Source organism: Granulimonas faecalis, from assembly GCF_022834715.1.
Classification (GTDB): domain Bacteria; phylum Actinomycetota; class Coriobacteriia; order Coriobacteriales; family Atopobiaceae; genus Granulimonas; species Granulimonas faecalis.
Genome location: NZ_BQKC01000001.1, coordinates 1737386 through 1763211 on the forward strand (window position 1 = coordinate 1737386; position 25826 = coordinate 1763211).

At 68.7% G+C, this 25826-nt stretch carries 25 protein-coding genes; 5 read left to right on the forward strand and 20 right to left on the reverse strand.

The genetic code is table 11. The features are described 5' to 3' along the window. Positions 1-13 precede the first annotated feature (13 nt). Genes OR600_RS07815 through OR600_RS07830 form a run of 4 tightly spaced genes read right to left on the reverse strand, consistent with a single transcriptional unit; the run spans position 14 to position 2749 of the window. A complete protein-coding gene (locus tag OR600_RS07815) occupies positions 14-895 on the reverse strand; it encodes a PTS system mannose/fructose/sorbose family transporter subunit IID (protein ID WP_135978272.1) in 882 nt (293 codons plus the stop codon). Further along, a complete protein-coding gene (locus OR600_RS07820) occupies positions 895-1737 on the reverse strand; it encodes a PTS mannose/fructose/sorbose/N-acetylgalactosamine transporter subunit IIC (protein WP_135978271.1) in 843 nt (280 codons plus the stop codon). Before OR600_RS07820 ends, OR600_RS07815 begins: the two co-directional genes overlap by 1 nt. 51 nt (positions 1738-1788) lie before the next feature. Beyond that, a complete protein-coding gene (locus OR600_RS07825; protein WP_135978270.1) occupies positions 1789-2271 on the reverse strand; it encodes a PTS sugar transporter subunit IIB in 483 nt (160 codons plus the stop codon). Between the two features lie 46 nt (positions 2272-2317). After that, on the reverse strand, positions 2318-2749 hold the full coding sequence (locus tag OR600_RS07830; RefSeq protein WP_135978269.1) for a PTS sugar transporter subunit IIA: 432 nt from the start codon (positions 2747-2749) through the stop codon (positions 2318-2320). A 348-nt stretch (positions 2750-3097) separates the two neighbouring features. On the opposite strand from OR600_RS07830, the gene OR600_RS07835 reads away from it, so the two are divergent. Then, a complete protein-coding gene (locus OR600_RS07835; protein ID WP_135978268.1) occupies positions 3098-3862 on the forward strand; it encodes a DeoR/GlpR family DNA-binding transcription regulator in 765 nt (254 codons plus the stop codon). A gap of 175 nt (positions 3863-4037) precedes the next feature. Here OR600_RS07835 and OR600_RS07840 read toward each other — a convergent pair whose 3' ends face one another. The 6 genes from OR600_RS07840 to OR600_RS07865 are packed head-to-tail and all read right to left on the reverse strand — an operon-like array spanning position 4038 to position 11415. After that, positions 4038-5588, reverse strand: coding sequence for a UDP-glucose--hexose-1-phosphate uridylyltransferase (locus OR600_RS07840; RefSeq protein WP_135978267.1), 1551 nt, complete (start codon positions 5586-5588; stop codon positions 4038-4040). Then, positions 5579-6772, reverse strand: a complete 1194-nt coding sequence (locus OR600_RS07845) for a galactokinase (protein WP_265590953.1) — start codon at positions 6770-6772, stop codon at positions 5579-5581. The genes OR600_RS07840 and OR600_RS07845 overlap by 10 nt, the downstream gene beginning before the upstream one ends. Positions 6773-6785: 13 nt before the next feature. Next, on the reverse strand, positions 6786-7838 hold the full coding sequence (locus OR600_RS07850) for an aldose epimerase family protein (RefSeq protein ID WP_251164313.1): 1053 nt from the start codon (positions 7836-7838) through the stop codon (positions 6786-6788). 33 nt (positions 7839-7871) lie between these two features. Beyond that, positions 7872-9281 carry a 6-phospho-beta-galactosidase gene (gene lacG / locus OR600_RS07855; protein WP_204406696.1) on the reverse strand — a complete coding sequence of 470 codons (1410 nt, stop codon included), beginning with the start codon at positions 9279-9281 and terminating at the stop codon, positions 7872-7874. After that, the gene (locus tag OR600_RS07860; protein WP_265590954.1) at positions 9281-11074 is read right to left on the reverse strand and encodes a lactose/cellobiose PTS transporter subunit IIB; all 1794 of its coding nucleotides are present in this window, start codon (positions 11072-11074) and stop codon (positions 9281-9283) included. The genes lacG and OR600_RS07860 overlap by 1 nt, the downstream gene beginning before the upstream one ends. A gap of 35 nt (positions 11075-11109) precedes the next feature. After that, positions 11110-11415: a PTS sugar transporter subunit IIA gene (locus OR600_RS07865; protein WP_265590956.1), complete on the reverse strand. Its 306-nt coding sequence runs from the start codon at positions 11413-11415 to the stop codon at positions 11110-11112. A 262-nt stretch (positions 11416-11677) separates the two neighbouring features. On the opposite strand from OR600_RS07865, the gene OR600_RS07870 reads away from it, so the two are divergent. Beyond that, positions 11678-12691 carry a LacI family DNA-binding transcriptional regulator gene (locus tag OR600_RS07870; RefSeq protein WP_251173748.1) on the forward strand — a complete coding sequence of 338 codons (1014 nt, stop codon included), beginning with the start codon at positions 11678-11680 and terminating at the stop codon, positions 12689-12691. Positions 12692-12831: 140 nt separating this feature from the next. Here the strand turns inward: OR600_RS07870 and lacB are convergent, their stop codons facing one another. From lacB to OR600_RS07905, 7 genes are all read right to left on the reverse strand, one after another. Beyond that, positions 12832-13350, reverse strand: a complete 519-nt coding sequence (lacB, locus tag OR600_RS07875; protein WP_135978260.1) for a galactose-6-phosphate isomerase subunit LacB — start codon at positions 13348-13350, stop codon at positions 12832-12834. A gap of 27 nt (positions 13351-13377) precedes the next feature. After that, on the reverse strand, positions 13378-13806 hold the full coding sequence (lacA, locus tag OR600_RS07880) for a galactose-6-phosphate isomerase subunit LacA (RefSeq protein WP_135978259.1): 429 nt from the start codon (positions 13804-13806) through the stop codon (positions 13378-13380). Positions 13807-13846: 40 nt separating this feature from the next. Beyond that, positions 13847-14611, reverse strand: a complete 765-nt coding sequence (locus tag OR600_RS07885) for a DeoR/GlpR family DNA-binding transcription regulator (protein ID WP_135978258.1) — start codon at positions 14609-14611, stop codon at positions 13847-13849. 235 nt (positions 14612-14846) lie between these two features. Next, positions 14847-16367, reverse strand: a complete 1521-nt coding sequence (locus OR600_RS07890; protein WP_135978257.1) for a PTS transporter subunit IIC — start codon at positions 16365-16367, stop codon at positions 14847-14849. A 40-nt stretch (positions 16368-16407) separates the two neighbouring features. Then, entirely contained in the window at positions 16408-16713 is a 306-nt protein-coding gene (locus OR600_RS07895) for a PTS sugar transporter subunit IIB (RefSeq protein WP_135978256.1), read from the reverse strand. A 128-nt stretch (positions 16714-16841) separates the two neighbouring features. After that, positions 16842-17342, reverse strand: coding sequence for a PTS sugar transporter subunit IIA (locus OR600_RS07900; protein WP_135978255.1), 501 nt, complete (start codon positions 17340-17342; stop codon positions 16842-16844). Positions 17343-17980: 638 nt separating this feature from the next. Then, a complete protein-coding gene (locus tag OR600_RS07905; protein ID WP_135978254.1) occupies positions 17981-18790 on the reverse strand; it encodes a DeoR/GlpR family DNA-binding transcription regulator in 810 nt (269 codons plus the stop codon). 258 nt (positions 18791-19048) lie between these two features. On the opposite strand from OR600_RS07905, the gene OR600_RS07910 reads away from it, so the two are divergent. Together OR600_RS07910 and OR600_RS07915 are read left to right on the forward strand one after the other, a co-directional pair. Beyond that, positions 19049-19990, forward strand: coding sequence for a 1-phosphofructokinase family hexose kinase (locus tag OR600_RS07910; RefSeq protein WP_135978253.1), 942 nt, complete (start codon positions 19049-19051; stop codon positions 19988-19990). Between the two features lie 62 nt (positions 19991-20052). Next, the gene (locus tag OR600_RS07915) at positions 20053-20904 is read left to right on the forward strand and encodes a class II fructose-bisphosphate aldolase (protein ID WP_265590957.1); all 852 of its coding nucleotides are present in this window, start codon (positions 20053-20055) and stop codon (positions 20902-20904) included. A 77-nt stretch (positions 20905-20981) separates the two neighbouring features. Here the strand turns inward: OR600_RS07915 and OR600_RS07920 are convergent, their stop codons facing one another. Together OR600_RS07920 and OR600_RS07925 are read right to left on the reverse strand one after the other, a co-directional pair. Further along, positions 20982-21839, reverse strand: a complete 858-nt coding sequence (locus OR600_RS07920) for a hypothetical protein (protein ID WP_265590958.1) — start codon at positions 21837-21839, stop codon at positions 20982-20984. Then, complete coding sequence (locus tag OR600_RS07925; RefSeq protein WP_265590959.1) at positions 21823-22464, reverse strand: MerR family transcriptional regulator; 642 nt, start codon at positions 22462-22464, stop codon at positions 21823-21825. The genes OR600_RS07920 and OR600_RS07925 overlap by 17 nt, the downstream gene beginning before the upstream one ends. Positions 22465-23132: 668 nt before the next feature. On the opposite strand from OR600_RS07925, the gene OR600_RS07930 reads away from it, so the two are divergent. After that, positions 23133-24533, forward strand: coding sequence for an ATP-dependent DNA helicase (locus tag OR600_RS07930; RefSeq protein WP_265590960.1), 1401 nt, complete (start codon positions 23133-23135; stop codon positions 24531-24533). A gap of 397 nt (positions 24534-24930) precedes the next feature. Here OR600_RS07930 and OR600_RS07935 read toward each other — a convergent pair whose 3' ends face one another. Beyond that, positions 24931-25740, reverse strand: a complete 810-nt coding sequence (locus OR600_RS07935) for a class I SAM-dependent methyltransferase (protein ID WP_135978248.1) — start codon at positions 25738-25740, stop codon at positions 24931-24933. Positions 25741-25826 lie beyond the last annotated feature (86 nt).

Sequence of the window (25826 nt, forward strand, 5' to 3'; positions counted from 1 at the left end):
GTGTGACGGTGGCCTAGCCGAAGATGGCGAGGCCGGGCACGTAGTAGCCGAGGGCGGCGAAGGCGAGGGCGAACACGATGCAGCCGATGATGATCTGGGCGGAGTTCTTGCCCTGGCCGCGCTTGAGCAGGCGGTAGCAGATGAAGGTGAGCAGGATGGGCAGGGCGCAGGGGAGCACCTTGTCGAGCTGGTCCTGGATCACCAGGGGGTCGCCCTCGCCGAGGGGCACCTGGATGGCGCAGGCGAGCTTGACGGTGGTGGGGATCAGGCCGCCCACCACCATGACGCCGAGCACGTTGGCGAGGTTGCCGAGGCGCTCGAAGACCGCCACGCCGAACCGCTCCACCATCTCCATGCCCTTGGCGTAGCCGCCGTAGAGCCCGAAGATGCGCAGGGGCCAGTACAGGGCGTTGATGAGCAGGAACATCACGATGGGGCCGAGGATGGACCCGTTGGCCAGGCACATGGAGGCGCCGATGGAGCCGGCGATGGGGGTCCAGGTGAGGTTGAGCAGGGAGTCGCCGAGGCCTGCGAAGGGGCCCATGAGCGAGGTCTTGATGGCGACCACTGTCTCCTTCTGGTCCTCGTCGCACGTCTCCTCCAGGGCGGCCGAGATGCCCAGGATGAACGGGATGGCCAGCGGGTGGGTGTTGAAGTACTCGAGATGGCGCTGCATGGCGGCGACGCGCTCCTCCTTGGGGCGGTCGCGGTAGAGGTCCTCGAGCACCGGCGCGAAGCAGTAGACCAGCGAGAGGCTCTGCATGCGCTCGTAGTTGTGGGCGAACTGGCAGCCCAGGGTGCGCACGAAGGTGCGGTTGAGGGCGTGGCGGGTGATGGCGCGGCCTTGGGAGACGACGGGCGACTCGGCGGCGCGGGTGCAGGTGTTGTCAGCCATTAGAGGTCGTACTCCTCTTCTTCCTCGATGTCCTGATCGGTCACGACCGGGCCCGTGGACAGGACGCCCTTGGTGACGGCCTGCTTGTCCTCGACCCGCTTGAAGCCCTCGCTCACGAAGTCGTAGAAGCCGGCCACGGCCACGGCCACAAGGGCGATGCCCATGGTGGGGACCCCCAGGTAGGCGGCGAGCACGAAGCCCCCGACGAGGAAGATCCACATCTCCTTCTTGAGCATCATGGTGAGCAGCATCGCCAGGCCCACGGCCGGCATCATGCCGCCGGCGATGGAGAAGCCGGTGAGCACCCAGGGCACCTGGGTCTGCAGGAAGGCCATGATGTCCTCGATGACGAAGGAGCCCACGCCGCAGGCGATGAAGACGGGGATGGCACGGGTGAGGAAGAACGAGGCGGCGCCGGCCCAGAACCACTTGTTCACGGCGCCGAACTCACCGGACAGGGCGGCCTTGTCGGCCTTGTGGAGCCAGGTGATGTTGGTGGTCATGACCAGGATGTTGAGCTGCTGGACGAGGGTGGCGCAGGGGATGCCGATGGCCACGGCGAGGGCGGTGTCGGAGGCCACGTCGCCGCCGGACATGATGCCCAGGGCGCAGCCCACGATGGTGCCCGAGATGACGTCGGGCGGCACATAGGCGCCGATGTTGTTGACGCCCAGCCACATGAGCTCCATGGTGGCGCCGATGATGATGGCGGTGGGCAGGTCGCCCAGGATGATGCCCACGCCCACCGAGGCGAGCAGGGGCTTGCGGAATCCCAGGTGGGGACCGTACTGGTCCCAGGTGCACAGGCCCGCCCACACGGCGAGCAGCAGGGCTTGAATCATGGAACGCTCCTTACTCTACGGACGGGCCTGACGGGGCACGCCCATTGCTGATCAGGCGGGGTGGGCGGCCAGGAGCTCGGAGACGAGCACCTTGGGGTCGCGGCATGTGGGCTGCATCCACACCTCCACACCGGCCTCGATGAGGCGCTCCAGGGCGGCGCGCTCCTCGGAGGTGATGGACATGTTCTTGTGGAGCTGGGTGCGGCTCGGGTTGAAGCGCATGCCCGAGACGTTGAGGTAGTCGAAGTCCATGCCGCCCTCCCGCAGGCGCTCCGCGTCCACGGGGTTGGTGAACAGCACGAGGGTGTCGCGCTTGATCTGGGTCTTCTTGAGCACGTCGATGAACTTGTCCACACCGAAGACGCTCACCTTGATCTGGGGTACCGCAAGACCGGCCACGGACTTCTGCACAGGGTCGGAGGCCACCTTGTCGTCCACGATGATGACCTGCTCGATACCGTACTCAGGAATCCATGTGGTGGCGATCTGCCCATGGATCAGGCGGTCGTCGATGTCCACGAGCTTGATGGGCATGGAGCCCTCCCTTCTTCGGGCGGCTGGCGCCGCCGGTTCGGTGAACCTACAGGTCGCCCTCGTCGGCCTCGTCGGTGCCGGGCACCTCGATGGCCTGGAACGCGCGGGAAGCGGCGGCCTCGACGGCCCGGGACAGCTCCTCGGGGTCTGCCCACTGGTCGCGGCAGAGGAGGAGCTCGATGACCACGGGCAGGGACAGGCCGGCATAGGCGGTGAGGGGGAGGCCCGCCGCCTTGGCCCGGGCCACCACGTTGAACGGGGTGCCGCCGAGGATGTCGCAGAGGACCACGACGTGGTCGCAGGAAGACGACAGGGACCCCCATGCCTCGCGGAAGGCCGCCTCGAAGTCCTCGAGGGACGTGGTGGCGCCCAGGGCCAGGGCCTGGACGTCGGGCTGCGGGCCCGCGATCATCTCGACGCTGCCCAAGGCCGCCCGGGCGAACTCCCCATGGCTGGCGAGGATGACTCCTACCTTCATCGGATCCCCTTCTCGTTGGTTGCGATGTCTCCCAATTGTGATGTGTTGTTTGGATTAGATAGCTTTTGTTTGAATCTGTGCCTATTATGCCCCCCGCAAAAAACCATGGGGCGCCATGACCCTCTGGAGAGGCCGACGGTCGTTTTTCGTCGGTAAGTGGTATATCTGAAAGAAAACCCTAGGTAGATAATGTATTTGGATACCTAACAACTTGTTTGGGACCCCGGTCCCACCGGTCCTCCCATTGTGCGAATCTTTGCTGACGGGACCCATCGCCGCTCCGCACCATGTTCTATATTGTTATGGAAGAGACCCCGCGGGGACCCAGGGCCGACCATCGGAGGAGCCATGCTCAAATCGGAGCGCCAAGACGCCCTCGTGCGCCTCACCGACGAACACCGCAACCTCTCCGTGCGCGCGGCCGCCCGGCTCCTGGACATATCGGAGATGACGGTGCGCCGCGACCTCGACGAGCTCGCCGAGGCGGGGCGGCTCGTGCGGGTGCGGGGAGGGGCCACCTCCGCGGCGCCGGCCCACGGCCTCACCCTGTCCCGGGAGCGCACGCGCACCGAGCGCCAGCTGCTGCACCGGGAGGCCAAGCGCGAGATCGGCGCCCGGGCCGCGACCCTGGTGGACGAGGGCGACACCGTCTTCCTCGGGTCGGGGACCACGGTGGAGGCCATGGCCGCGAACCTGCCCGACCTCACCCTGCGCGTGGTCACCAACAGCCTCCCCATCTTCGCCGTCCTCGAGGAGCGCTCGGGGATGGAGCTGTTCCTGCTCGGCGGCCTCTACCGCCCGGGCACGGGGGCCCTGGTGGGACCCCTGGCCGAGGAGACCCTCTCCCGCATGGGCGTCACCAAGGCCTTCGTGGGCGTCAACGGCATCCACGAGGACAAGGCCTACGCCAGCAACATGGACGCCTGCGCCCTCCAGCGCGTGGCCCTGGACGCCGCCGACGAGCGCTACCTGCTCGCCGATGCCAGCAAGTTCGACCGGCGCGACTTCTACAGCTTCTACTCCCTCGACGGCCTCACGGCCGTCGTGAGCGAGGGCGGCCTGCCCGAGGCCGTGCGCACGGCCACCGAGCAGTACACCGCGGTCCTCACCTGAGACCCGCCCCCGTCGCGTCGGCGGGACACCCCGCTGCCATATCATCGACCCGACGACAGGGGACGCGACCGATGGGCCGGACCCCGGTGTCACACGCGCAGAACGAGAGGGGGCGCCCGCATCCTGCGACACGGGCGCCCCCTCGGTGTCTCCTCTCGTCTGCCATGGGGCGGCCCTAGGCCAGCGCCTCCAGGAAGCGGCGCTGGGCCGCGCGGCCGGCCTCGTCCCACTTGAAGACGCCGGCGTCCTCGAGCACGTGGGCAAAGACGTCGCCCGCCTCGCCGCGCACCACGGACTCCGCCTCCCCGGGCGTCAGGCCCGGGTACCTCCCGGCCAGCCCGCGGGCCCACTCGCCGTGGGGCGCCGCCTCCGGGTCGTCCATGGGGTCGGTCCCGGCCACGAGACAGCGTGCCACGGCGGCGAGCTCGGGCACGAGCCGCGGCGGCAGGATGGCGAGACCCATGACCTCGATGAGGCCGATGTTCTCCTTCTTGATGTGATGCCACTCCTCGTGGGGGTGGAACACGCCGAGCGGGTGCTCGTCGGAGGTCACGTTGCAGCGCAGCGCGAGGTCGGCCCGGTAGCGGTCGCCCACCCGGTAGACGATGGGCGTGACGGTGTTGTGGGGCACGGCGCCCGTCCGGGAGAGGACGCCCACGGCGGGGTCGTCGTAGGTGCGCCAGCGGTCGAGCACGCGGCAGGCGGCGTCGAGGAGGGCGTCGCGGTCGTCGGACTCCAGGCGGATCACCGACAGGGGCCAGCGCACCACGGCGCAGTCCACACCCGGGCACCCCTCCATGGAGAAGGCCTCCTCGACCGGCGCCTCCATCATGGGGAACACGTGGCGGCCGCCCTGGAAGTGGTCGTGGGACAGGATGGAGCCGCCCACCACAGGCAGGTCGGCGTTGGAGCCGAAGAAGTAGCGGGGGAACCGGTCCAGCAGGTCGAGGAGGCACGCCATGGAGGTGCGGTCCACGTGCATGGGACGGTGCTCCCGGCTCATGACGATGCAGTGCTCGCCGAAGTATGCATAGGGGCTGTATTGGAGGCCCCACGGCTCGCCCTGCAGCGTCACGGGGACGATGCGCAGGTTCTGGCGGGCCGGGTGGTCGCCGAAGGGCGAGGAGGCCGGACGGCCGGGATAGCCCTCGTTCTCCACGCAGAGCTGGCAGGCCGGGTACACGTCGCCGTCGGCGGGGGCGGCCCCTGCCGAGGCGATGTCGCGGGGGTCCTTCTCGGGCTTGGAAAGGTTGATGGTGATCTGGAGGTCGCCCCAGCGGGTGGGCGACACCCAGGCCACGTTGCGGGCGATGGCCGCGCGGCGCACGTAGCCGGCGTCGCAGCAGAGGCGGTAGAACCAGTCGGTGGCGGCCCGCGGCCCCTCGGAGGCCTCGACGGCGCGGAAGGCGGCGTCCACGACGGAGGGGCGCGGGACGAGCCGGCCCATCACGGCCATGGCGGCGCGGTCGCGGCCGCCGGCGGTGTCCTCGTAGAGGCCGTTGGCCACGGCGACGTCGGCCAGGCGGCCGAGGACCGCCTCGAGGTCGAGGTCGCCCTCGGGCAGGTCGCTCTCGGGCAGGTCGGACCAGCCATGGGCACAGCCGTCGGCACCCACGGCCTCGAGCAGGGAGTTGCGCGCCCAGGCCCCGTCCGCCGGGTCCACGAGGCCGCAGCCCGAGGCGTAGTCGACCAGGGCGCGGATATCGGCGGAAAGGCTCACAGCCATGAGGCCCTCGCCCCCTCCTCGGAGATGCCGTAGACCTGGCAGGCGCCGTCGCCGAGCCAGCCGTCCATGGCGGAGCGGAATCCGTCGACGGCGTCCAGGGGCACGAAGGCCTGGATGGACCCGCCGAAGCCGCCGCCATGGATGCGGCAGGCGCCGCGGCCGGCCAGCAGGCGCTCGGCCAGGGCCAGGGCCACCATGGCCGGCTGGTAGGCGCCGGGGGCGGAGACGTTCTGCAGGAACATGGCACTCGAGGCGCCGGACTCGCGGGTGAGCTCGAGGAACCGGTCCATGTCGCCGTCGGTCAGGGCCTCCCAGCGCGCGGCCACGAGGGAGTCCTCGCGCCAGTAGTGCAGGGCGCGCAGCACGGCTCGGTCGCCGAGGCGCTCGCGGAGGGCGGGGACGGCGGCGTCGAAGTCGTCGGCGCCCACCTCGTCGAGACGGGCCTCCCCGAAGGCGGCAGCCACGGCCTGCATCTCCTGGGGCACGGCGGCGTACTCGTCGGTGAAGGCCGCGTGGTCGCAGCCCACCTCCACGAGGCAGAGGGCGTAGCCGTGGTCGGCGAAGTCGAAGGCGAGGCTCCGGCAACCGGGCTCCCCCTCGTCGGCGAAGTCCAGGTTGGCGAGACCGCCCACGGCGATGGAGAGCTGGTCCATGAGGCCGCAGGGCTTGCCGAAGTAGCGGTTCTCGGCCGCCTGGCCCATGCGCGCCAGCTCCACGGCGCCCACCTCGCGGCCCTCCCAGAGCAGCTCCATGGCCCGCCCGAGGGCGAGCTCGAGGGCCGCCGACGACGACAGGCCGCCGCCGGCGGGGATGTCGCTGTCCATGACGATGTCGAAGCCGGCCGGCTCGCGACCGGTGGCGGCCATGCACGCCGCCATGCCTCGCACGATGCCGGCGGTGGTGACGCGCTCGTCGGCCCGGGGCTCGAGGGAGTCGAGCGAGACCTCCACGGGGTCGAACCCCGCGCTCGTCACGCGGATGACGTCGAGGCCGTTCGCGGCCGCCACGCCCACGATGGCGCGGTCGAGGGCGCCGGCGATCACCTCTCCCCCCTCGTGGTCGGTATGGTTGCCGGCGATCTCGGAGCGGGCCGGGGCCACCGCGAGGACGCGGGGCGCGTCTGAGGAGCCGTAGGCGGCGTCAAAGACCTCCTGGAGACGCTCGATGCGGCGCGGGTCGATCATGGTTCTCCTCATCTCAGGGTCGGGTGACCGAGAAGGCGTAGACGGCCCCCTCGTCGTAGGGCTGCCCCTCGTCGCAGACGGGGACGGGAAACGCCGGGTGGTGCGGCGTGTCGGGGAAGTACTGCGGCTCCAGGGCCACGCCGCTGCGCGGGCCGTAGGACGCGCCGTCCTTGGCGCCCGCGACGTCGAGCCAGTTGCCCGTGTAGAGCTGCACGCCGGGCAGTGTGGTCGAGAGCTCGAGCACCCGCCCCGACTCCCCCTCGAGCCGGGCCACGGGACGCAGCCGGCCGTCGGGGGCCCAGCCGCCCACCGCGAGGTTGCGGTCGAACCCGCGGCCCCACGCCACCTGGTCGCAGGGGTCGTCCACCCCGACGCCCAGGGCCTTCCCCCCGGTGAAGTCGAAGGGCGTCCCCTCCACGGGCACCACCTCTCCCGTGGGGAGGCTCTGGGCGTCGGCCGGCGTGAACGCGGGGCAGGCGAGGGTGAGCCGGTGGCCGAGCACGCTGCCGGCCCCGTGACCGTCCAGGTTGAGGTAGGCGTGGTTCGTGAGGTTGCAGAAGGTGGGGCGGTCGGTCTCCACTCGCCAGCGCACGGAGAGGGCGCCCGGGCCCGCGATGGAGTAGGCCACCGAGAAGGTGCGCCTACCGGGCAGGCCCCATTCGCCGTCCTCCGCCACAGTGGAGAAGGTCACGGAGTCCGGGCCCTCCTCCGCATCCCAGACGCGCTTCCACAGGGCCGACGCCGAGGTGTCGGTGTGGTTGCAGTTGGGCCCCTCGTTGGCAGCGAGGCGACAGGTGCGGCCCGCCACCTCGAGCACGGCGCCGGCCACGCGGTTGGCGATGGGGCCCACGGTGGCGCCCATGAGCACGCCGTCGTCCGCGTAGCCGGCCGCCGAACCGTAGCCCAGGGCCACGTCGGCCCAGACGCCGTGGGCGTCGGGCACCCACACCGACTGCACGGCGGCGCCGAGGTCAACGACCCCCACGGTGATGCCAGGGCCGGCGAGGACGTAACGGGTGGCCTCGCGGCCGTCGGGGAGACGGCCGAACGGCTCCTTGTTCACCATGGGACCCTCCCTTCTCAGGGGTGCGGACGGGAATCAGACGTCGAGCTGGCCTCGGGCGGAGATCCCCGCAAACCAGTAGGCGCTCGCCTTCGGGATGCGCTCGCCGGTCTCGAAGTCCACGTAGAACAAACCATAACGCTTATTGTAACCGTTATTCCAGCTGAACATGTCCATGAGCGACCACACGAAGTAACCGAGCACGTTGGCACCGGCCTCCTGGGCCCGCAGGTTCCAGTCGAGGTGTTCGCGGATGTAATCGATGCGCGGGCCGTCCATGACCACGCCGTCCCGCAGCTCGTCCTTGTAACCCATGCCGTTCTCGGTGATGTAGATCGCCTTGTAGTTGGGCCACTGCATGGTGATGCGCATGATGAGGTCGTACATGCCCTTGGGGTAGATGAGCCAGTCCCAGTCGGTGCGCGGCACATCGTCGGGCTCCACGCGCTCGCCCACACCGGCGAGGCAGAAGCGGGACGTGCCCTTCTCGCCCGTGCCGTTGAAGTGCAGCACGTCGGGGCCGTCGTAGGCGCGGATCCAGCGGCTCTGGTAGTAGTTCATGCCCAGGTAGTCGTTGCGCTCGGCAGCGCATGCGAGCTCGTCCATGTCGCCGGGCTCGATGACGAGGGAGCCCCCGCTCACGGCGCAGAGGCGCTCGGCCACAGAGAGGGACTCGGCGGAGTAGGCACCGTCGAAGGTGGCGTCGAGCAGGAACTGGTTCTGCAGCACGTCCTCGTTCTTCGCCGCCGCGATATCGGCAAAGCTATCGGGGTCGACCGGGTACTTGTACTCCAGGGAGTGGACGATGCCGATCTTGCCACCGTATCCCATCTCCTTGTAGAGGTTCACGGCGCGGGCGTGGGCCACCATCATGTTGTGCTCGCATTGGAAGGCGAGGTCGAGACGGGCCTGGTGGCCGCGGGGCCACACGCCCTCGATGTACTGGTTTGTGGCCACGGCCCAGATCTCGTTGAAGGTGAACCAGTAGGTGACGTCGTCGGCATACTCGGCGAAGCAGAAGCGGGCGTACTCCACGAACGCATCCACCGTGGCGCGGTTGAGGAAGTCGCCGTCGTCGTAGAGGGCGGCCGGGGTGTCGAAGTGGTGCAGGGTGACGAAGGGCTCCACGCCGCGACGGCGGCACTCGGCGAAGACGTTGTGGTAGAACTCCACGCCCTCGGGATTCACGGCCCCGGCACCCTCGGGGAAGATGCGGCTCCAGGCTATGGACACGCGGATGCCGTTGATGCCGAACCGCTCGCAGAGCTCGAGGTCCTCGCCGTAGCGGTTGTAGAAGTCGCTCGCCGGGTCACCGAGGAAGCGCCCCTTCTCGGCGAGGAAGTCGTCCCAAGCGACCTTCCCCTTGCCATGGGTGAGGGTCTCGCCCTCGCACTGGTAGGCGGCGGTGGCGCCGCCGTAGATGAAACCTTCGGGGAATCGCTTCATTAGTCGCCCTCCTTGGAGAAGAGGATGTCGTAGACGAACCGGAGGGACTTCTCGCCGTCCCGCGTGAGGTCGATGTACTGCTTGCCGGCACAGGCGACGCTCTTGATGCCCAGCCGGTCGGTGTCGGCCTTGAGCTCGGCGGCATTGACGGCCACCTGCGGCGCGAGGACCACGAGGTCGAAGTCCGGCATCATGTCGGTATGGGCGCCATAGGACCCCGCGGCGGTCTCGAGGTCGATGCCCCGCTCGGTCGCGGCCTTGGCCAAGGCGTTGGCCAAGAGACCGGAGGTGCCTCCACCGGCGCAGAGCACCAGCACCTTCTTGCCGTTGAGGGCGTCGAACGGGGAGCTGTCGCCTTCGGCGGCGGCCTCAAGGGCGGCCTGGTCCTTCGGGGTCACGGCGGCCTGCGCCACGGAGTCGGCGGACGCCTCGCCCTGGAAGGCCCTGCCCATGGCGTCGCCCTTGGCGGCGGCGCGCTCCTCGAGCTCCTCGGCCCCGATCTTGGCCTCCTCCTCGCACTTCACCTTGTCGTACATGCGGAAGAAGGGATAGTACACAAAGAAGTCGAGGGCGAGCACAGCCACCATGAAGACGAAGGCCAAGGGGGCGAGACCGCAGCCGAGCACGATGCCCAGCGGGCCGGGACAGGTCCACGGGAGGGTGTAGAGGAAACCGTTCATGCCGAGCAGGTCGACGAAGATCTTGAGCAGCCACACATTGAGGACCGGGGCGAGCACGAAGGGCACGAAGAACACGGGGTTGAGCACCATGGGGGCGCCGAAGAGGAAGGGCTCGTTGACGTTGAAGAGCACGGGGATGGAGCTGGCGCGGCCCACGGCCTGAAGCTCCTTGGACTTTGCGAGGAAGGCGAACATGAGACAGACCACGAGGGTGGCGCCCGTGCCGCCGAGGCAGACGACGAAGTACTGGGCGCCCAGGGTCAGGACGCTGGCGGCGTGCTCACCGGCCTGATAGGCGGCGAGGTTGGAGCTCATGCCGGCGAGGAGGGCGGCGGAGATGGCCGGCTCGACGATGGAGGGGCCATGGACGCCCACGAACCAGAAGAGCGACATGGCGCCGTAGATGAGGGCAAGGCCCAGGTAGCCGTCGGCGGCGGTGAAGACGGGCTGGAAGACCTCGATGACGGCACCGGCGAAGTTCACGCCGAAAGCGGCGCGGAAGGCCATGTCGAAGACCCAGAAGAACACGACGGCAGCGCTAAAAGGAATGATGTCCTTGAAGGTCTGGGAGATGTTCGGGGGAACCTGCTCGGGCATCTTGATGGTGATGTTGCGACCCACGCAGAACTTGTAGATGCCGCCGACCACGAAGGCGGAGACGAAGGCCGTGAGCAGGCCCTTGGCTGCGAGAAAGGCCCCGTTGAAACCAGCGACCGCCATGCCGTCCTCGAGGACGATGGAGATGCTGTCGGAGGCAAGCAGCAGGAAGCCGACGATGGAGGCGATCATGGTGCTCACGAAGTTGATCTGGTTGTTCTTGGGCAGCGAGCGGTTCTGCGCCTCGGTGAAGGATTTGGCCGTCGTCGCCGCCACGACCAGGGCGAAGATGCCCATGGAATACGTGTACGGCTTCATGATGGCCGCGTAGATCTCCTCCGGCCAATGGAAGCCCCAGATGGCGGGCACGTCGGCAACGAGCAGGAAGATGGACGAGAAGATGATGATCGGCATGGCCGAGATGAAGCCGTCACGGATAGACTTCAGGTACTTGTTGCGGGCGAGGGCGCTGAAGAAGGGCGTGCCTTTCTCGACCAGCGCGATGATCTTTTCCATGGGTCCCCCTCTGGACGGATGTCCTTTGACGGGCTTTAGCGGTAGATGTCGACGAGACTTTCCACGATGTCGCGGAGCAGCATGGTGGTCATGAGGTGGTCCTGCGCATGGACCATGATGAGACCGAGGTCGGCATGGTCGCCTGCGGCCTCGGCCGAGAGCATCGCCGTCTGGGCGTTGTGGGCGTCGTTGAGGCACTCCTGGGCCTCGACGACGAGGGCGCGGCTGCCCTCGAAATCCCCGGCCTTGGCGCACTTGACGGCCTCGAGCAGCTTGGTGCGGGCGTCACCGGAGTAGGCGACGATCTCGAACCCGATGGCGGTGACCTCTTCACGGTTCATGGTTGCTCCCCTTTCCCGAAGGCCCGCAGGCCTCGGCTCTCAACAGACAATGTTATCGCTAACATTTTTGCGACCAACCCAACCTAGCAGGCATCGCCACGACCTCTCGGGGCGGTCTACCCTGGCAATGTGAGCGTTAACATTTCGTCGGTAAACGGTAGCTGAAGGGAATGTCCCGCATGGTGACCCACGGCTGCTACACTTGCCGTTGCGTCGTCAGTCCCCTGCCGGCACCCGTCCCCACATGCGCTTGGAGGTTCCCATGGCACGGCCCCGCCCCGCGAGCCTCGCCGACATCGCCCGGGCGGCAGGCGTCTCCGCCCAGACCGTCTCCCGCGTGGCAAACGGGTCGGACTCCGTGCGGCCCGAGACGGCCGCAAAGGTGCGTGAGGCCATGAGGACCCTCGGGTACCGTCCGAGCTTCGCGGGCCGGTCCTTGAAGCAGGGGCGCTACCGTACGGTCGGCCTGGCCATGTTCAACAACATCACCGCCACAGGCAACATATTCCGCCTCGACGGCATCACGCGGGCCGCCACCGAGGCGGGCTGCGCCCTCACCCTTATCGAGATGGACTGCACTGACCACGCCACGCTCACCTCTGCGGCGGAGCGCCTCTCCGCGCTCCCGGTGGACGGCATGATCTTCAACCTCACGCGGCCGGCGGAGAACTTCCTGGACTTCAAGCCCCTCGCGGGCCTTCCCATGGTCATCATCACCAACCTCGAGCACCCCCTCTGCCCCACCGTGGACAACGACCAGCTCGGGTGCTCCCACACCATCGTGGACCACCTCCTCGACCTCGGGCACCGCACGGTCTTCCATGTGGCCGGCAAGGAGGAGTCGATCGCGTCGCGCCTTCGCGAGCAGGGGTGGCGCGAGGCCCTCGTCGCCCGGGGCGTCGAGCCGCCTCCCCTGCTCCGGGGTGACTGGAGCGGCATGAGCGGCTACGAGGCGGGGGCTCACCTCGCGGCGATCCCCGAGTGCACGGCCATCTACGCCTCCAACGACGCCATGGCCCTGGGCGTCGTGGATGCTCTCAACGACGCTGGGAGGCGCGTGCCCGAAGACGTCTCGGTGGTGGGGGTCGACGACTCCCTGGCGACGGTCCTGCCCCACGACCGCATCACGTCGCTGCGCTTCGACAACCGCGCCGTGGGCCGCTGGGCCTTCGAGCACGCCATGGCCGAGGCGGCACCGCAGGGCGACACGCCGGCCCACTGCCTCATGCCGGGCACCCTCATCCAGAGGGAGAGCGTCGCGCCGCCGGCGCGCTAAGGTCCGGGCCGTCCCGCCACCCGGACACATCCGTCCCACGCATGGCAGCGGCTGCCGGGAGTCCCCCTCCCGACAGCCGCTTTCTTCAATCATAAAATTGGAGAAGTGACAGATGGGCCAGGCACCGGTGTCACGCGACGTCAGTCGTGGTAGTGGCCCTCGTCCCACTTGACGATGAACTCGTCGAAGAAGTCGGGGGCCGCCTGGGCCTCGGCGTCGCCCTGCCAGACGCCGTCGATCTTGGCCACGAGGGCGTCGTTCTCGGGGGTGGCGTGGTACTCGGCGCCGAGGAACGCGTCCACGATGTCGGCGATGAGGAACTCGCCGCAGATCTTGCCGCCAAAACCCACCACGTTGGCGGCGAGGTTCTCGCGGGCGTAGACGGCCGGGGCCATGTCGCGCACCAGGCAGCAGCGGGCGCCGGGCACCTTGTTCACGGCGTTGGTGATGCCCACGCCGGTGCCGCACATGACGACCCCGGCATCGGCCTCGCCGGAGGCCACGAGCTCGCCCACCCTCTTGCCGTAGATGGGGTAATGGGTGCGAGAGTGGTCGTAGGTGCCGCAGTCGACGACGGTGTGGCCCGCGGCCTTGAGGTGGTCGGCGATGGCCATCTTCTCGTCGGTGACGATGTGGTCGCATCCGATGGCGATGATCATGGGTGTCTCCTTAAGGGTCGGGGTGGCCTAGGCCATCTTGTCGAGCATGTCCACGCGGATCTGGTGGCGGCCGCCGGCGTAGGGCTCGCTCAGGAACTCGTCGACGATGCCGCGGGCCACGTCGGGGCCGGTGATGCCGGCGCCCATGCAGATGAGGCGGGCGTTGTTGTGCTGACGGGTCATGAAGGCGCTGCGCTCGTCGGAGCACTCGCAGGCCACGAGGCCCTTCATGTTGCAGGCGGCCATGTAGCTGCCGGCGCCGTAGCGGTCGAAGGCAAAGCCCAGGCTCTCGGGGTGCTCGAGGAGGTCGCGGCCCACGGCCACCGTGGAGTCCACCAGGTCGGCCGAGGGCTCCTCGGAGTGGTCCACCACCTCGTGGCCCGACTCCAGGAGGTGGGCCTTGACGATCTCCTTGAGGGCCATGCCCTCGGCGTCCGAACCGATGACGATACGCATTGGTGCATCCTTTCTCTGAGGGGACCGGCCCCTGGAACGACTAGTTGAGAACCTCCGTGTACGCGGAGAGGTCCTCGACCTCCCCGGCGGCGAGGAGGCGGTCGGTCACGAGGGCGTCCACGTCGGCGAGGGAGTAGAAGGCGTAGAAGTCACGGCGCCCCACCTTGGAGGAGTCGCAGACCACGTAGCGGCGGTCCGAGCGCTCGAGCACCTCGTTCTGGAAGCGCCCCTCCTCCATGTTGGAGGTGGACACGGCGCCGTCCACGACGCCGTTGCAGCCGATGAACGCGGCATCGATGCCCAGGGGCTCCAGGGACTTCTCGGCCATGGGACCCACGAAGGCGTCGGTGGCCGTGCGGTAGATGCCGCCCACGAGGCAGAGCTCGGTGTCCGGGCGGTCGCGGAGCAGGTCGAAGACCGAGAGGCTGTTGGTGACCACCCGGAGGCGACCCGCCGGCAGGACCTGGGCGAGCCGCTCCATGGTGGTGCCGGCGCCGAGGAAGACCGTCTCGCCTGGCTCCACGAGCACGGCGGCGCGGGCGGCCACGGCGCGCTTCTCCTCCACGTGCAGGGCGCGCTTCTCCCGGTGGGTGTACTCCCGCGGGACGGCGGCACCCCGCTCCCCGGTGACGCGGCGGGCCCCCCCGTGGACGCGCACCACGCGGTCCTGGCCGGACATCTCCTCGAGGTCGCGGCGGACGGTCATGTCGGAGACCTGGAGCTCCTCCGCTATCTGGCGCACGGTGACCGTTCCCAGGGCCTCGCACAGGCGCTGGATGGCATCCTGGCGCTCGGACTTGAGCATGGGGGACCTCCTCCCGTCGAATGTTCGCATCTGTTCTGCTCTGTTCGGTCAACCACTATCGCACAAAATCAAACACATGCATGGGACGTCGCCCACCTATGGCGAAGCCGTGGAGGGCGGTGACAGGAACACCCGGCCACCTGTCTCCCCGCCCATTCGACCGGCGGTGGGACAAAAGTGTCCGGGTGATGGGACAGCCGAGGGGAACGGGAAGGGCACGCGGGCCGATCGCGAATCACGCGTCGGCGTCGCCTTGGCCCTCGGCGGCCTTCTCGGCGGCCGCCTTGAGCCCCTCGGTGTACTTGCCGGTGAGCAGCGTCTCGGGCTGGCACTTCCCCTGCTTGGCGTACTCGTAGTTACGCTTGATCATCTCGTGGCGGTACCAGATGAAAAGCAGCGTGTAGGCGACCAGGCCCACCACGGATCCCAGGACGAACGTGATGTCGCCGGACGTGGCGTTGCCGATGAGGTAGGCGAGGAACTTCTCAACAGGCCCCTCCATGGTGGTCTGGCTGATCATGCCCGTCACGCCGTCGGGGAAGGCCCCGACCTGTTGGGCGATCTGGGTCACGAAGGGGGCCACCAGGGTCCCAGCCCAGAGGAAGAGCGGCATGACGAGGGCGCCGATGATGACCATGCGCAGCATCTTGCCGCGGGTCACCACCAGCAGGGACGGCGTGATGCCCATGGCGATGATGCCTCCCAGGGGCAGCAGCCCGTTGCCGGGAAGAACGAGCGACTCGAGGAGCATGATCGGGGCGAGCACGTTAGCGGCCGCCCAGATCTCGGCGCGACCGGCGATGAAGGGCCAGTCGAGGCCGACGTTGAGGGTGCGTCCCTGGAGGTGCTTGTTGTTGGTGGCGAAGTTGGCGATGCCCTGGGAGAGGGGCTCGATGGCCTCGATGAACCAGGCGCCCACCATGGAGAAGAGCTCGAGGCACACGCCGCCCGTGAAGGCGAGGGTGCATATCTGCTTAGCGTCCTGATGCCCCAGCAGACCCACGAACACGCCGAGGTAGATGCCGATGGCGAACTTGGAACCCCAGAAGCCAATCTTGGAGTTGAGCTTGGCGGCGTCGAAGTCGTACTTGTCGAGCCACGGCAGGAAGCGGTCGAAGAACTTGTCGAACACCATGTTCACCGGGTTCATCATGTAGTTCATGTGCGTGGTGGTCATGGGGTTGGTGTCGGGCACGTCGAGCAAGTCGTTGAAGGTGGGCTTCATGAGGTCGGAGTTGACGATCTTGAGGGCGCCGATGAAAAGCACGAGGACCGTGGAGACCACGAGCATGAGGGGCCCGGAGACACCGGCCGCCTGCCCGAAGAACATGCAGGCGAGGCCCACAAAGGCCAGGTGCCAGATGTCGAAAACGTCCACGTCGATGGTGTTGGTCCGGTTGAACACGATCATCACCACATCGAGCAGGACCACGACGAGCAGGTAATAGAGCGTGTAAGGGCTCGCCCATGTGATCGTGGCGAGCGGGGCCCAGCCCACATCGGTGATGGTGAGCTGCAGACCCGTGGACTGCACGAAGGCGTTCATCGGCCCGGCGAACGATGTGGTGAGAATATTGATAATTGCACCGATACCGGTGATGGCGACACCCAACTTGATTCCGCCCATGAGGGCGTCGGCGAACCTCACCTTGAAGCAGAGGGCGATGATGGTGAGGACGATGGTCATGACCGGGGCGGCACCCAGGTCGATGACGGGCGTGAAGACGGCGTTGGCGAAACCGATGATGGCATCCACGGGCCGAACTCCTCTCTTCCGAGCTGGCGGGCGTCCTTACCTACTTGAGGCCCTTCTCCTTGATGACGGCCTCGATGGAGGCGTAGACGGGCGCCGCCATGGCCGGCATGCGGTAGAGGACGGGGCCGGCGTCGACGACAGGGATGGTCACGGGGAAGCCGAAGTCCGTCTTGGCGATCTGGGCGAAGATGTCGTAGTTATCGAGCATGGACGCCGTGATGTCCTTGATCATCACGGCGTCGCAGGAGACGTCGTAGCCACGCTTCCCGAGCTCGGACTCAAGGGCGCCCTTGATCTGGTGGCTGGAGTTCACCCCGGCGCCGCAGGCGGCAAGAATCTTGATCATGGTCATATTTCCTTTCTTCGGGGCCGCATGCTGCGGCCCGTTTTGCTGGCAAACGAGGAGACCGCCGAACAGGAATCCGTCACCGCAGGTGGTGCGGCTTGCGGGTGGTGCGGCGATGCAGCAGGGGATCACCCGGCCGACGGTGGGAACCTCTCGGTCAGGAAGGCGTTGATCTCTGCCGGGTCGCTCAGGGAGAAGAAGTCTCTCAGCCCTTGGGGGCCGAGACCGTTGACGAAATCCATCACGCGGGCGAGGATGCCTGTCTGCGCCTCCATGTCCTTGTTGAGGATCATGAAGAGGAACGACACCTCGACCTCGTGGGAAGGGTCGAGCATATCCCCCCACGGCACGGGCCTTGCCAGGCGCACCGGCACAAGGCGCGTCTCGCGCACGAACTCGCACTCGGTATGGGGCGCCGCGAAGTTGGGGAGGCCCGGGTCAACAACGGAGAGGTCCATGCCCGTGGGGTAGGCGCGCTCACGCTCAAGGAGGTTGGGAAGGAAGCCCTCGGTGACGAGGCCCTTGGAGAGCAGGTCGGCGGAAACCTCCTTGAGGACGCCCTCGCGGGTACCCGAGGCAGGCAGGTAGACGGTGTCTGGGGAGAAGAGGTCGCACTGCCCTGCACTCATAGGTCCTCCTTGCGGCGTCATGGGTCGGCTCGACGGGCGTTTGTTTTCGTTCGATTTTGTTTGTCTTTACCGAGGAGTCTAGGTTCGCCGACCTCGGCCGTCCAGTATCTGGAGTCAATGTTTATTGGGGACATTTTTCTAACACGCAATCAGATTAATAGAACAGCTCTATATACAGGTAGTATATTATTAACATTAAATTCAGTGTTCGTTTTCGATGCCCGACGAACAAAGCGGCGCCCGTTCGCCGTCCAAAACCTACCGTCTGTCCGTTGAAGAGAGACTGGGTCGCGCAACAGGGGCGCCCGGCCCGCCCATCCGGCCGGCAATGGTAGGCGGCGCCCCAGGCCCGCACGCCAAGGCCGCTCAGTAAGCCTCTCTCGACGCAAGGCGCCCTTGCTGTGCGGCAGGCCGTTCGATAAGGGGTCCTTGTTCCCCGAAAACCGTTCGCCAAGGGCCTCTTGCGTCGAGAGGGGCTTGGCGAACGCACAGTAAGACCCCCTTGCGGCTCGTCCCCCCCCACTGTGCGGCTTTGCTGTGCGAACGACACCGCGCAGACACCCGAAGTGCCCGACCAGGGCGACGAAGGTTGTCGGGTTTATGGTGGGACAAAAGTGTCCGAGTGATGGGACAGGGGGTCAGACCTCGCCGGTGAGGACCAGCCGCGCGCCCGGGGCCTGCTCCGCGAGGTCGGCCGCCACCAACCCGTCGGGGTCGCGGTCCATGACGACGGCGTCCACCCCGACCAGCGTGTCCACCAGCAGGAGGCCTGGGGCGTCCACCTTGGTGGCATCCATGAGCACCACGGTCTGCGCGGCGCACGCCATCATGGCCCGCTTGATCTGGGCCATGGGCGCGTAGTTGGTCATGAGGCCGCGACCGGGCACATAGCTCGTGGGGCACACGAACGATATCTGAGGGTGGAGCGACGCCAGGGCCTGCTCGGTCATGGGCCCGTAGGTGTAGCGGTGACCCTTGCGGAGCTCGCCGCCCAGGAGGATGGCGTCGACGGAAGGCATGGAGCGGTCGATGAGGTCTGCCACGGTGAAGTCGCAGGTCACCACCGTAACGTCGCTGTGGCCGCCCAGGGCGCGCACGAGCTCGAGGGCCGTGGTGCCCGAGTCCACCAGCACGGAGTCGCCGTCGGCCACCATGTCGGCGGCGGCGCGGCCCACGGCGCGCTTGGCCTCCACGTTCACGTTGACCCTGCGGTCCTGGATGGAGACCGTGAGCGCCCGGGACAGCGAGACGGCGCCGCCGTGGGTGCGGCGCAGCCGGCCGGCCGCCTCGAGCTCGTCGAGGTCGGAGCGCACGGTCACCCGCGACACGCCGAAGAGCGCGGCGAGGTCGGCCACCTGGACCGAGGCCTCGCGGTCGAGCAGCTCCATGATGGCGGCACGGCGCTCCTCTCCGAACGAACGGCCGTGCTGCGACTCCTGGTGGGCCATGGTTCTTTCCTTTGCGCAGGTTCTGTGGACGTTTTCCTTTCCTTGCCTTGCATTTTAGCAAGAAATCGACTTGCTTTTTGCTTCCTAAGCAAGCAGACGACCGCACCCACCCAAGCTTTGCTGGCCCTGAAACCCCGGTGCATTTCGTTTGGTTGCGACGCGGCCCCCGCGCGCCGCCGGCTCCCCCGCCCAGGGCCGCGGTACATTCCAGCCGACAAGCACAGAGGCCGTGGCCCCCAAGGCACCGGGAGGAAGCCCATGATCGTCACCGTCACACCCAACGCGTCCATCGACAAGGCCTACCGCATCGCGGCGCCCGTGGCCGTGGGCGAGGTCCAGCGCGTGACCGAGGTCATCGACGTGGCCGGCGGCAAGGGGCTCAACGCCGCCCGCGCCGTCGCCGCCTGCGGCTCGTCCGTCGTGGCCAGCGGGTTCGCCGGCGGTCACGCGGGCGCCCTGCTGCGCGACCTCCTCGACCGCGACGGCGTGCCCCACGACTTCGTGGAGGTGGCCGGCGAGACCCGCTCCTGCATCAACGCCCTCGACCCGAGCGGCACCTCCACCGAGTTCCTGGAGCCCGGCCGCCCCGTCACCGAGACGGAGTTCGAGGAGCTTCTCGTGAGGGTGCGCCGCCTCGCCCGCAAGGCGGCCGTGGTCACCGTCGACGGCTCGGTGCCGGCCGGGCTCGGCGCCAATGCCTGCGCCCGCATCGTCTCGGCCGTGAAGGCCGAGGACAGGCCCGTCATCCTCGACACCTCGGGCCTCCTCCTCGAGGAGGGCGTCCGCGCGCTGCCCACCATGGTCAAGCCCAACGCCGACGAGCTCGCCCAGCTCACGGGCCGTCCCTGCGACGACCTGTCCCAGGTGGTGGCCGCCGCCCGCGCCCTCCACGGCACCGGCATCGAGTTCGTCGTGGTGAGCCTGGGCGCCGACGGCGCCGTCATGGCCTGTCCCGAGGGCACCTTCCGCGGCATCGCGCCCAGCATCGACGTCGTGAACCCCGTCGGCTCCGGCGACACCCTCGTGGGCGCCTTCGCCGTGGCCATGGAGCGCTCCATGGGGGCGGCCCAGGCCCTCGAGTTCGCCATGGCCGCCGCCACGGCCAACTGCCTCTCCCCCGCCACCGGCAACTTCGACCCCGCCGTGGCCGAGGAGCTCCGCGGCCGGACCGTCGTCGAACGGATCGCCGACGGCGAGTGACAGAACGACGGCGGGCCACCCGCCGAGACAAGACAGACACCCTGCACCGGAAAGGAACCGCCATGCTCGTCACCACCCGTGAGATGCTGCTCGACGCCCAGGAGAACCACTACGCCGTGGGCGCCTTCAACGTGGAGAGCCTCGAGTTCGTCATGGCCGTGATCAAGGCCGCCGAGGAGCAGAACTCCCCCGTGATCATGCAGACCACCCCCAGCACCGTAAAGTACGCCGGCCTCGACTACTTCGTGGGCCTCGTCTACGCCGCCGCCGAGAACGCCGACGTGCCCGTGGCCCTGCACCTGGACCACGGCAGCGACTTCGACCTCTGCATGAACGCCATGCACGCCGGCTACACCTCCGTCATGATCGACGGCAGCCACGACACCTTCGAGGACAACATCCGCAAGACCGAGGCCGTGGCCCGCGTGGGCGCCTCCATCGGCATCCCCGTGGAGGCCGAGCTCGGCAAGGTGGGCGGCAAGGAGGACGACGGCCCCGACGCCGGCCAGGGCAACCCCTTCACCGACCCCGACGAGGCCGAGGAGTTCGTGCGCCACACCGGCTGCACCTCCCTGGCCGTGGGCGTGGGCACGGCCCACGGCGTCTACCACGGCACGCCCCACATCGAGCAGGACATCCTCAAGGCCATCCGCGAGCGCGTGGACGTGCCGCTGGTGCTCCACGGCACCTCCGGCGTGCCCGACGACCAGGTTGCCGAGGCCATCCGCAACGGCGTGTGCAAGGTGAACTACGCCACCGAGCTGCGCCAGGTGTACATGAAGGGCTTCATGGACTACATGGGCAAGAACCCCGACGTCTTCGACCCCAAGAAGCCGGCCGTGGACGGCATGGCCAACATCTGCGCCATCGTGAAGTCCCACATGGACAACCTCGGCTCCACCGGCCGCGCCTAAGACGGGCGGGAAAAGTCGCCGAGAAAGGTGGCCCGGTCGCGACGGTTCGCGACCGGGCCACCGGTGTCTTCAGGCGCTCACTGCTCCAGGCGGCGCACCGACAGGCTCACGGTCTCGAGGGACTGGGAGCTGATGAGGTCGTAGACCTCGCCGTTGGTGGCCGTGGTGGGCTCCATGGTGAACTGCGTGTTGGGCGCCACGTCCTGGGAGACCACCACGTACTGGGCGAGCGACTCCTTTACCGAGGCGTCGATGTAGGAGCCGTCGTCGCTCGCGGGCACAAGCGTGACGTAGCCGGGGCCGTAGGCGTCGGTCAGCTTGCCCGCCAGTGACTCGTAGCCGCATTCGGCCAGGTTGCGGCCCACATAATCGCGCACGAAGGCGGTGTACTCGTCGGGGGCGGGGTCGATGGGCGTCATGTTCACCGGCTGGGGGTCGGGCTCCCCCACCTTCTTGACGGCGAGCACCACCTGCTCATGGGTCTGCCAGTCGACCACGTGCTCGTATTCCCTGCCTTCCTCGTCGGTCTCGAAGACGATGTCCACCTGGGTGTTCTGCGGCAGGTTCTGGTCGAACACCACATACTCCTTGAGCTGGTCCTCGTTCTCCGGGTCGACGAAGACACCCGTCGGGTCCACATAGACGAGGCGGATGTAGGCGCCGCCCAGCGTGTCCATGCGAAAGGTGTTGAGCGCGGTGTAGCCCACGGACGCCGCGTTCTTGCCCTTGTAGTTCTTGATGTACTGCACATGGGGGTCCGAGGAGGTCTTGGGCTCCTCCTCGGCAGGGGCCGAGGTCGCAGGCTGCCCACCACCGGAGGCGTCGCCGCCTGCCGGGGAGCCGCCGCGCCCGCACCCTGCGATACCCAGGGCCGAGAGACACAGGGCCCCCAGGAAAGCCCGACGCCCCACCGGTGTCTCAACGTTTCTTCTCATCGCTCTCTCCAATCGTCTCTTCTCTCGTAGCGGCGGCCTCCGCCGCCTTTCGCACCGCCTCCGACGAACCCGGCCCAAGCCAGAGGTCCACAGCCAACGCCATGCCCGGCCCGTCCACGAGCCCCGGCGCGGCGAGGAGGACCGCCAACGGCGACGGCACACGGCCACCGTCGTCGCCGGAGGGCAGGTCCGGGTCCAGGGCCTCCTGCACGCGCACGTGGCGGGCCACGATGCCCTCCACCGCCCCGACATCCCCGCCCACCGCGGCGAGGAGGGCCTCGGCCTGGAGCAACCGCCCCGCGACCTCCTCGGCCTGCTCGCGCAGACGCGCCACCTGCACGGCGAGCATGTCCTCCACCGTGCGGCCGGCGGCGCGGCTGTCCTCGAACTCCGCCTTGACCTCCGGGAGGCTGAGCCCCCGACGGCGCAGCTGCCCCACGAGAAAGAGCTGCGCGAGGTCGTGCCCGTCGTAGGTGCGCCTGCCCCAGGCGGTGTCGGTGGGGTCGAGGATGGCCACGCCGCCGCGGCCCCCGTAGCAGGCCCGCTGGATGTCGCGGCGACCGAGGCCGAGCAGCCGCTCGACCTCCGAGATCCTCCATCCTCCCCGCACCGTGCCCTGGTCCATGCCAACGCCTCCCAGGTCCCAGCCAAGCTGTTCAATCCGTGAACAGCAAGCCGGGTCCATGGGGGTGGGGCGCCCCCTCCTTCCGTTGGAAGCCATGTCGGCCCCTTCCTTCTCGGCGGGGGCCCGGTGCCCCCTTCATTAGGGGCTGTGTAAAAACTGCGGACCGTTTTCGCAGGTAGATGCGGCTATGAGCAGGGGCTTGGGGGGCGTTGGGGGGCGCGGCTCCCCAGCCGTCGCGACGCCGCCACCGGGTTCCGGAGCGAGGAGACACGGCCGAGAGGATCCCGGTGCGCCGCCCTGTCCATCGCGGGCCCGCACCGGTCCGGCGGGGCGCGGCGAAGGGCCTCCGATGCGCGACGACTCCGCGAAACATGTCGGATGCGCGGTCCGGACACCCCGAAAAGGACCCAGTGCGCGATTTCCGGCGTTTTTCGCGCATCGGGGCCCCATCGACGAGAAACCGTCACGCATCGGAGCCGCCTCACCGAGCCATCGCGCATCGGGCCCCTTTCGACGCAGGGCCATCGCGCATCGGCGCTGCCTCGCCGCACGGGATCGGCCGGGGCGCCAAGGCCCCGCCACGGGGCGCCCACCTCGCGGTCGTTAGAACACCTGTTCCGTTTTGGCGCTATGATGGAACGGCCGTGCCCAGGGGAGACGGAGGAACCATGGCGCCAGAGCCCGATAACACCCGCGACGAACCGGAGACGGACGCGGCCGACCCGTGCCAGCGGGCCGCCATCGAGGCCATCGTGGCCGGCGAGAACGTCTTTCTCACCGGCGGCGCCGGCTGCGGCAAGTCATTCGTGATCCAGGAGGCCCGACGCCGCCTCAAGGAGCTCCGCCGCAACGTCGTGGTGTGCGCCCCCACCGGCATCGCCGCCGTCAACGTCGGCGGCACCACCGTGCACCGGGCCTTCCACCTGGGCATCGGGGTCCTCGGCAGGGACAGCCGCCTCAGGGTGCGCGAGCCCGTCTCGGAGGCGGACGTCGTCGTCATCGACGAGGTCTCCATGCTGCGGTGCGACGTCTTCGACGCCGTCACGGCGATTCTCCGCAAGGTGCGGCCCCGGCCCCAGCTCGTGGTGGTGGGCGACTTCTCGCAGCTCCCGCCCGTCACCGCCGGCAACGACCTCGACGCCCTGCGCGACGAGTACGGCCTCCTCTGGCGCGGGCCCTTCGCCTTCCAGGGGCGCACCTGGGCCTCCTGGGACTTCCACCCCTTCGTGCTCACCCAGTGCCACCGCCAGCAGGACGCCGCCTTCCTCGACGCCCTCACCAACCTGCGCAAGGGCGACCGCGCCACGTGCCGCTGGATCTGGGAGCAGGCGCGCCACGACCCCATCCCCGGCGCGCCCTTCGTGGCCGCCACCAACCGCGTGGTGGACCGCGTGAACCAAGAGCGCCTCGCCGCCCTCACCGGCCAGGAGCACGTGTACCGCTCCGAGCGCAGCGGCGAGTTCGGGTGCGGCAACCCCGTGGACGAGACCGTGGTCCTCAAGCGCGGCGCCCGCGTGGTGTGCTGCAAGAACGACCCGCAGGACCGCTTCGTCAACGGGTCGTGCGGCGAGGTGGTGGGCTTCTCGGGATCCAAAACGGTGCGGGTGCGCCTGGACTCCGGAGCCACCGTGGCCGTGGAGCCCGTCACCTGGAGCGCCGTGGACTACGAGTACGACGAGGACGAGGGCGAGCTCCGCGAGGTGGAGCGCGGCACCTTCACCCAGATGCCCCTGCGGCTGGCCTGGGCCATGACCATCCACAAGACCCAGGGCCTCACGCTGGACGCCATGAACCTGGACCCGGTGTGCTTTGAGAACGGCCAGCTCTACGTGGCCCTCTCACGGGTGCGGTCCGTGGGCGACCTCGCGCTCACGCAGCCGGTGGACCCCCTCTGGCTCAAGGTCGACCCCGAGGTGCGCGCCTTCCACCGGCAGGTCTGGGAGACCTCCCAGGCATGGGACCCCTCGGAGCACACGGTCAAGACCGAGTGGCGCCCCAAGGGCCGGCGCCGGGTATGCGCCCGGGTGCGTCCCAAGCCCAAGCCGCGGCGCGGGCCGTTCCCGGGCTGAGCGGCGCCCCGCGGCATCATGCGTCCGACAGGGCCCGGAGCATAGGGCGGCCCCACAGTCGAGGGAGGCAACGGCGCACCCCCCCCCGGTCACCGCCCGCGCTCCGCTCGCGGCTCCGTTGCATCCGGGCGCCCGCTGCCTGGCGGATGCAGCGGGCGCCCGGGCACCGGGACCCTCGGTCGTTTGGTACTTTTTGGTGCATAAGTTGATTTAAACCACCAAACAGCACGCCGTTTGGTGGTTTTTGCCGTTTGAGGAGGAGAGAAACCACCAAACGATTGACGCGCGTTTGGCAGCAGCACCCCGCGGTACCGCCCGAAACCCCTCCAGAACCCGGGCAGTGGGACAAAAGTGCCCGACCATTGGGACAAAAGTGTCCGAGTGGTTTGTCGGTCTGTCAGCGGGCCAGCACCGTGTAGCGGTTGAGCTCGCCCGACCGACCGTCCGCCGAGAAGCGCCCCGCCTCGCGCACGCCGGGGGCCGCGGCCGTGGCGGCGGCGACCAGGCGGTCCAGCTCGGCCTCGTCCACGGCGTGGCAGAACCGGAACACGCCCTCCTCGCCCTGCCATCCGAGGAACGCGTCGCCCGGGCCCAGCCGCCCCGCGAGCCCCGGCCACCGGGCCAGCGCGTCGGCCGTGGCCCCCCGGGCCTTCTCCGCCAGGCGCCGGTCGTCGAGGAACCTCCAGCACGACGCCGCAGCGACGCCGCCCGGTGCCAGCGCCCGGGCCAGGCCCTCCATCACGGCACGGCGCCCGCGGAAGCCGGTGAGATGGTGCAGCAGCCCGAAGGCCACCGCCATGTCGAAGGCCCCCTCGAGCGCCGCCGGCAGCCCCCATCCGTCGCCGAACTCGGCCGCCACGACCTCCGCCGAGAGACCCGCGGCCGGCCCATCCGACCCGGCACCCGCCCCGTCGCCGGCAGCGCCCGCCGCCAGCCCCGGCTCGCGGTCCAGGCCCACGGTCTCCACGGCCGCGCAGGGCAGCAGGCCCTCCAACCAGCGCTCGAAGCGCAGGTTGCCGCAGCCGAGGTCGAGCACCCGGAGCGCCCGGCCCTCGTCGGCCGCCCGACGCGCCACGGCACGCAGCGGCCCCTCCAGCCGCGACCACCCCGGCCAGCCGCCCGTGCGCGTCGTCGAGAAGCTCTCGCCGTACCGGGCGTAGAACCCGGCCGTGAGCCGGTCCGCCAGCCGTGCCGCCCTCTCGTCCACCGCGCCTCCCGCCGTCGCCGCCCCATGGCCCGCTCCATGGCCCGCTCCCGGGCCCCGTTGCTATACACTGCTCTGCGCACCACCGT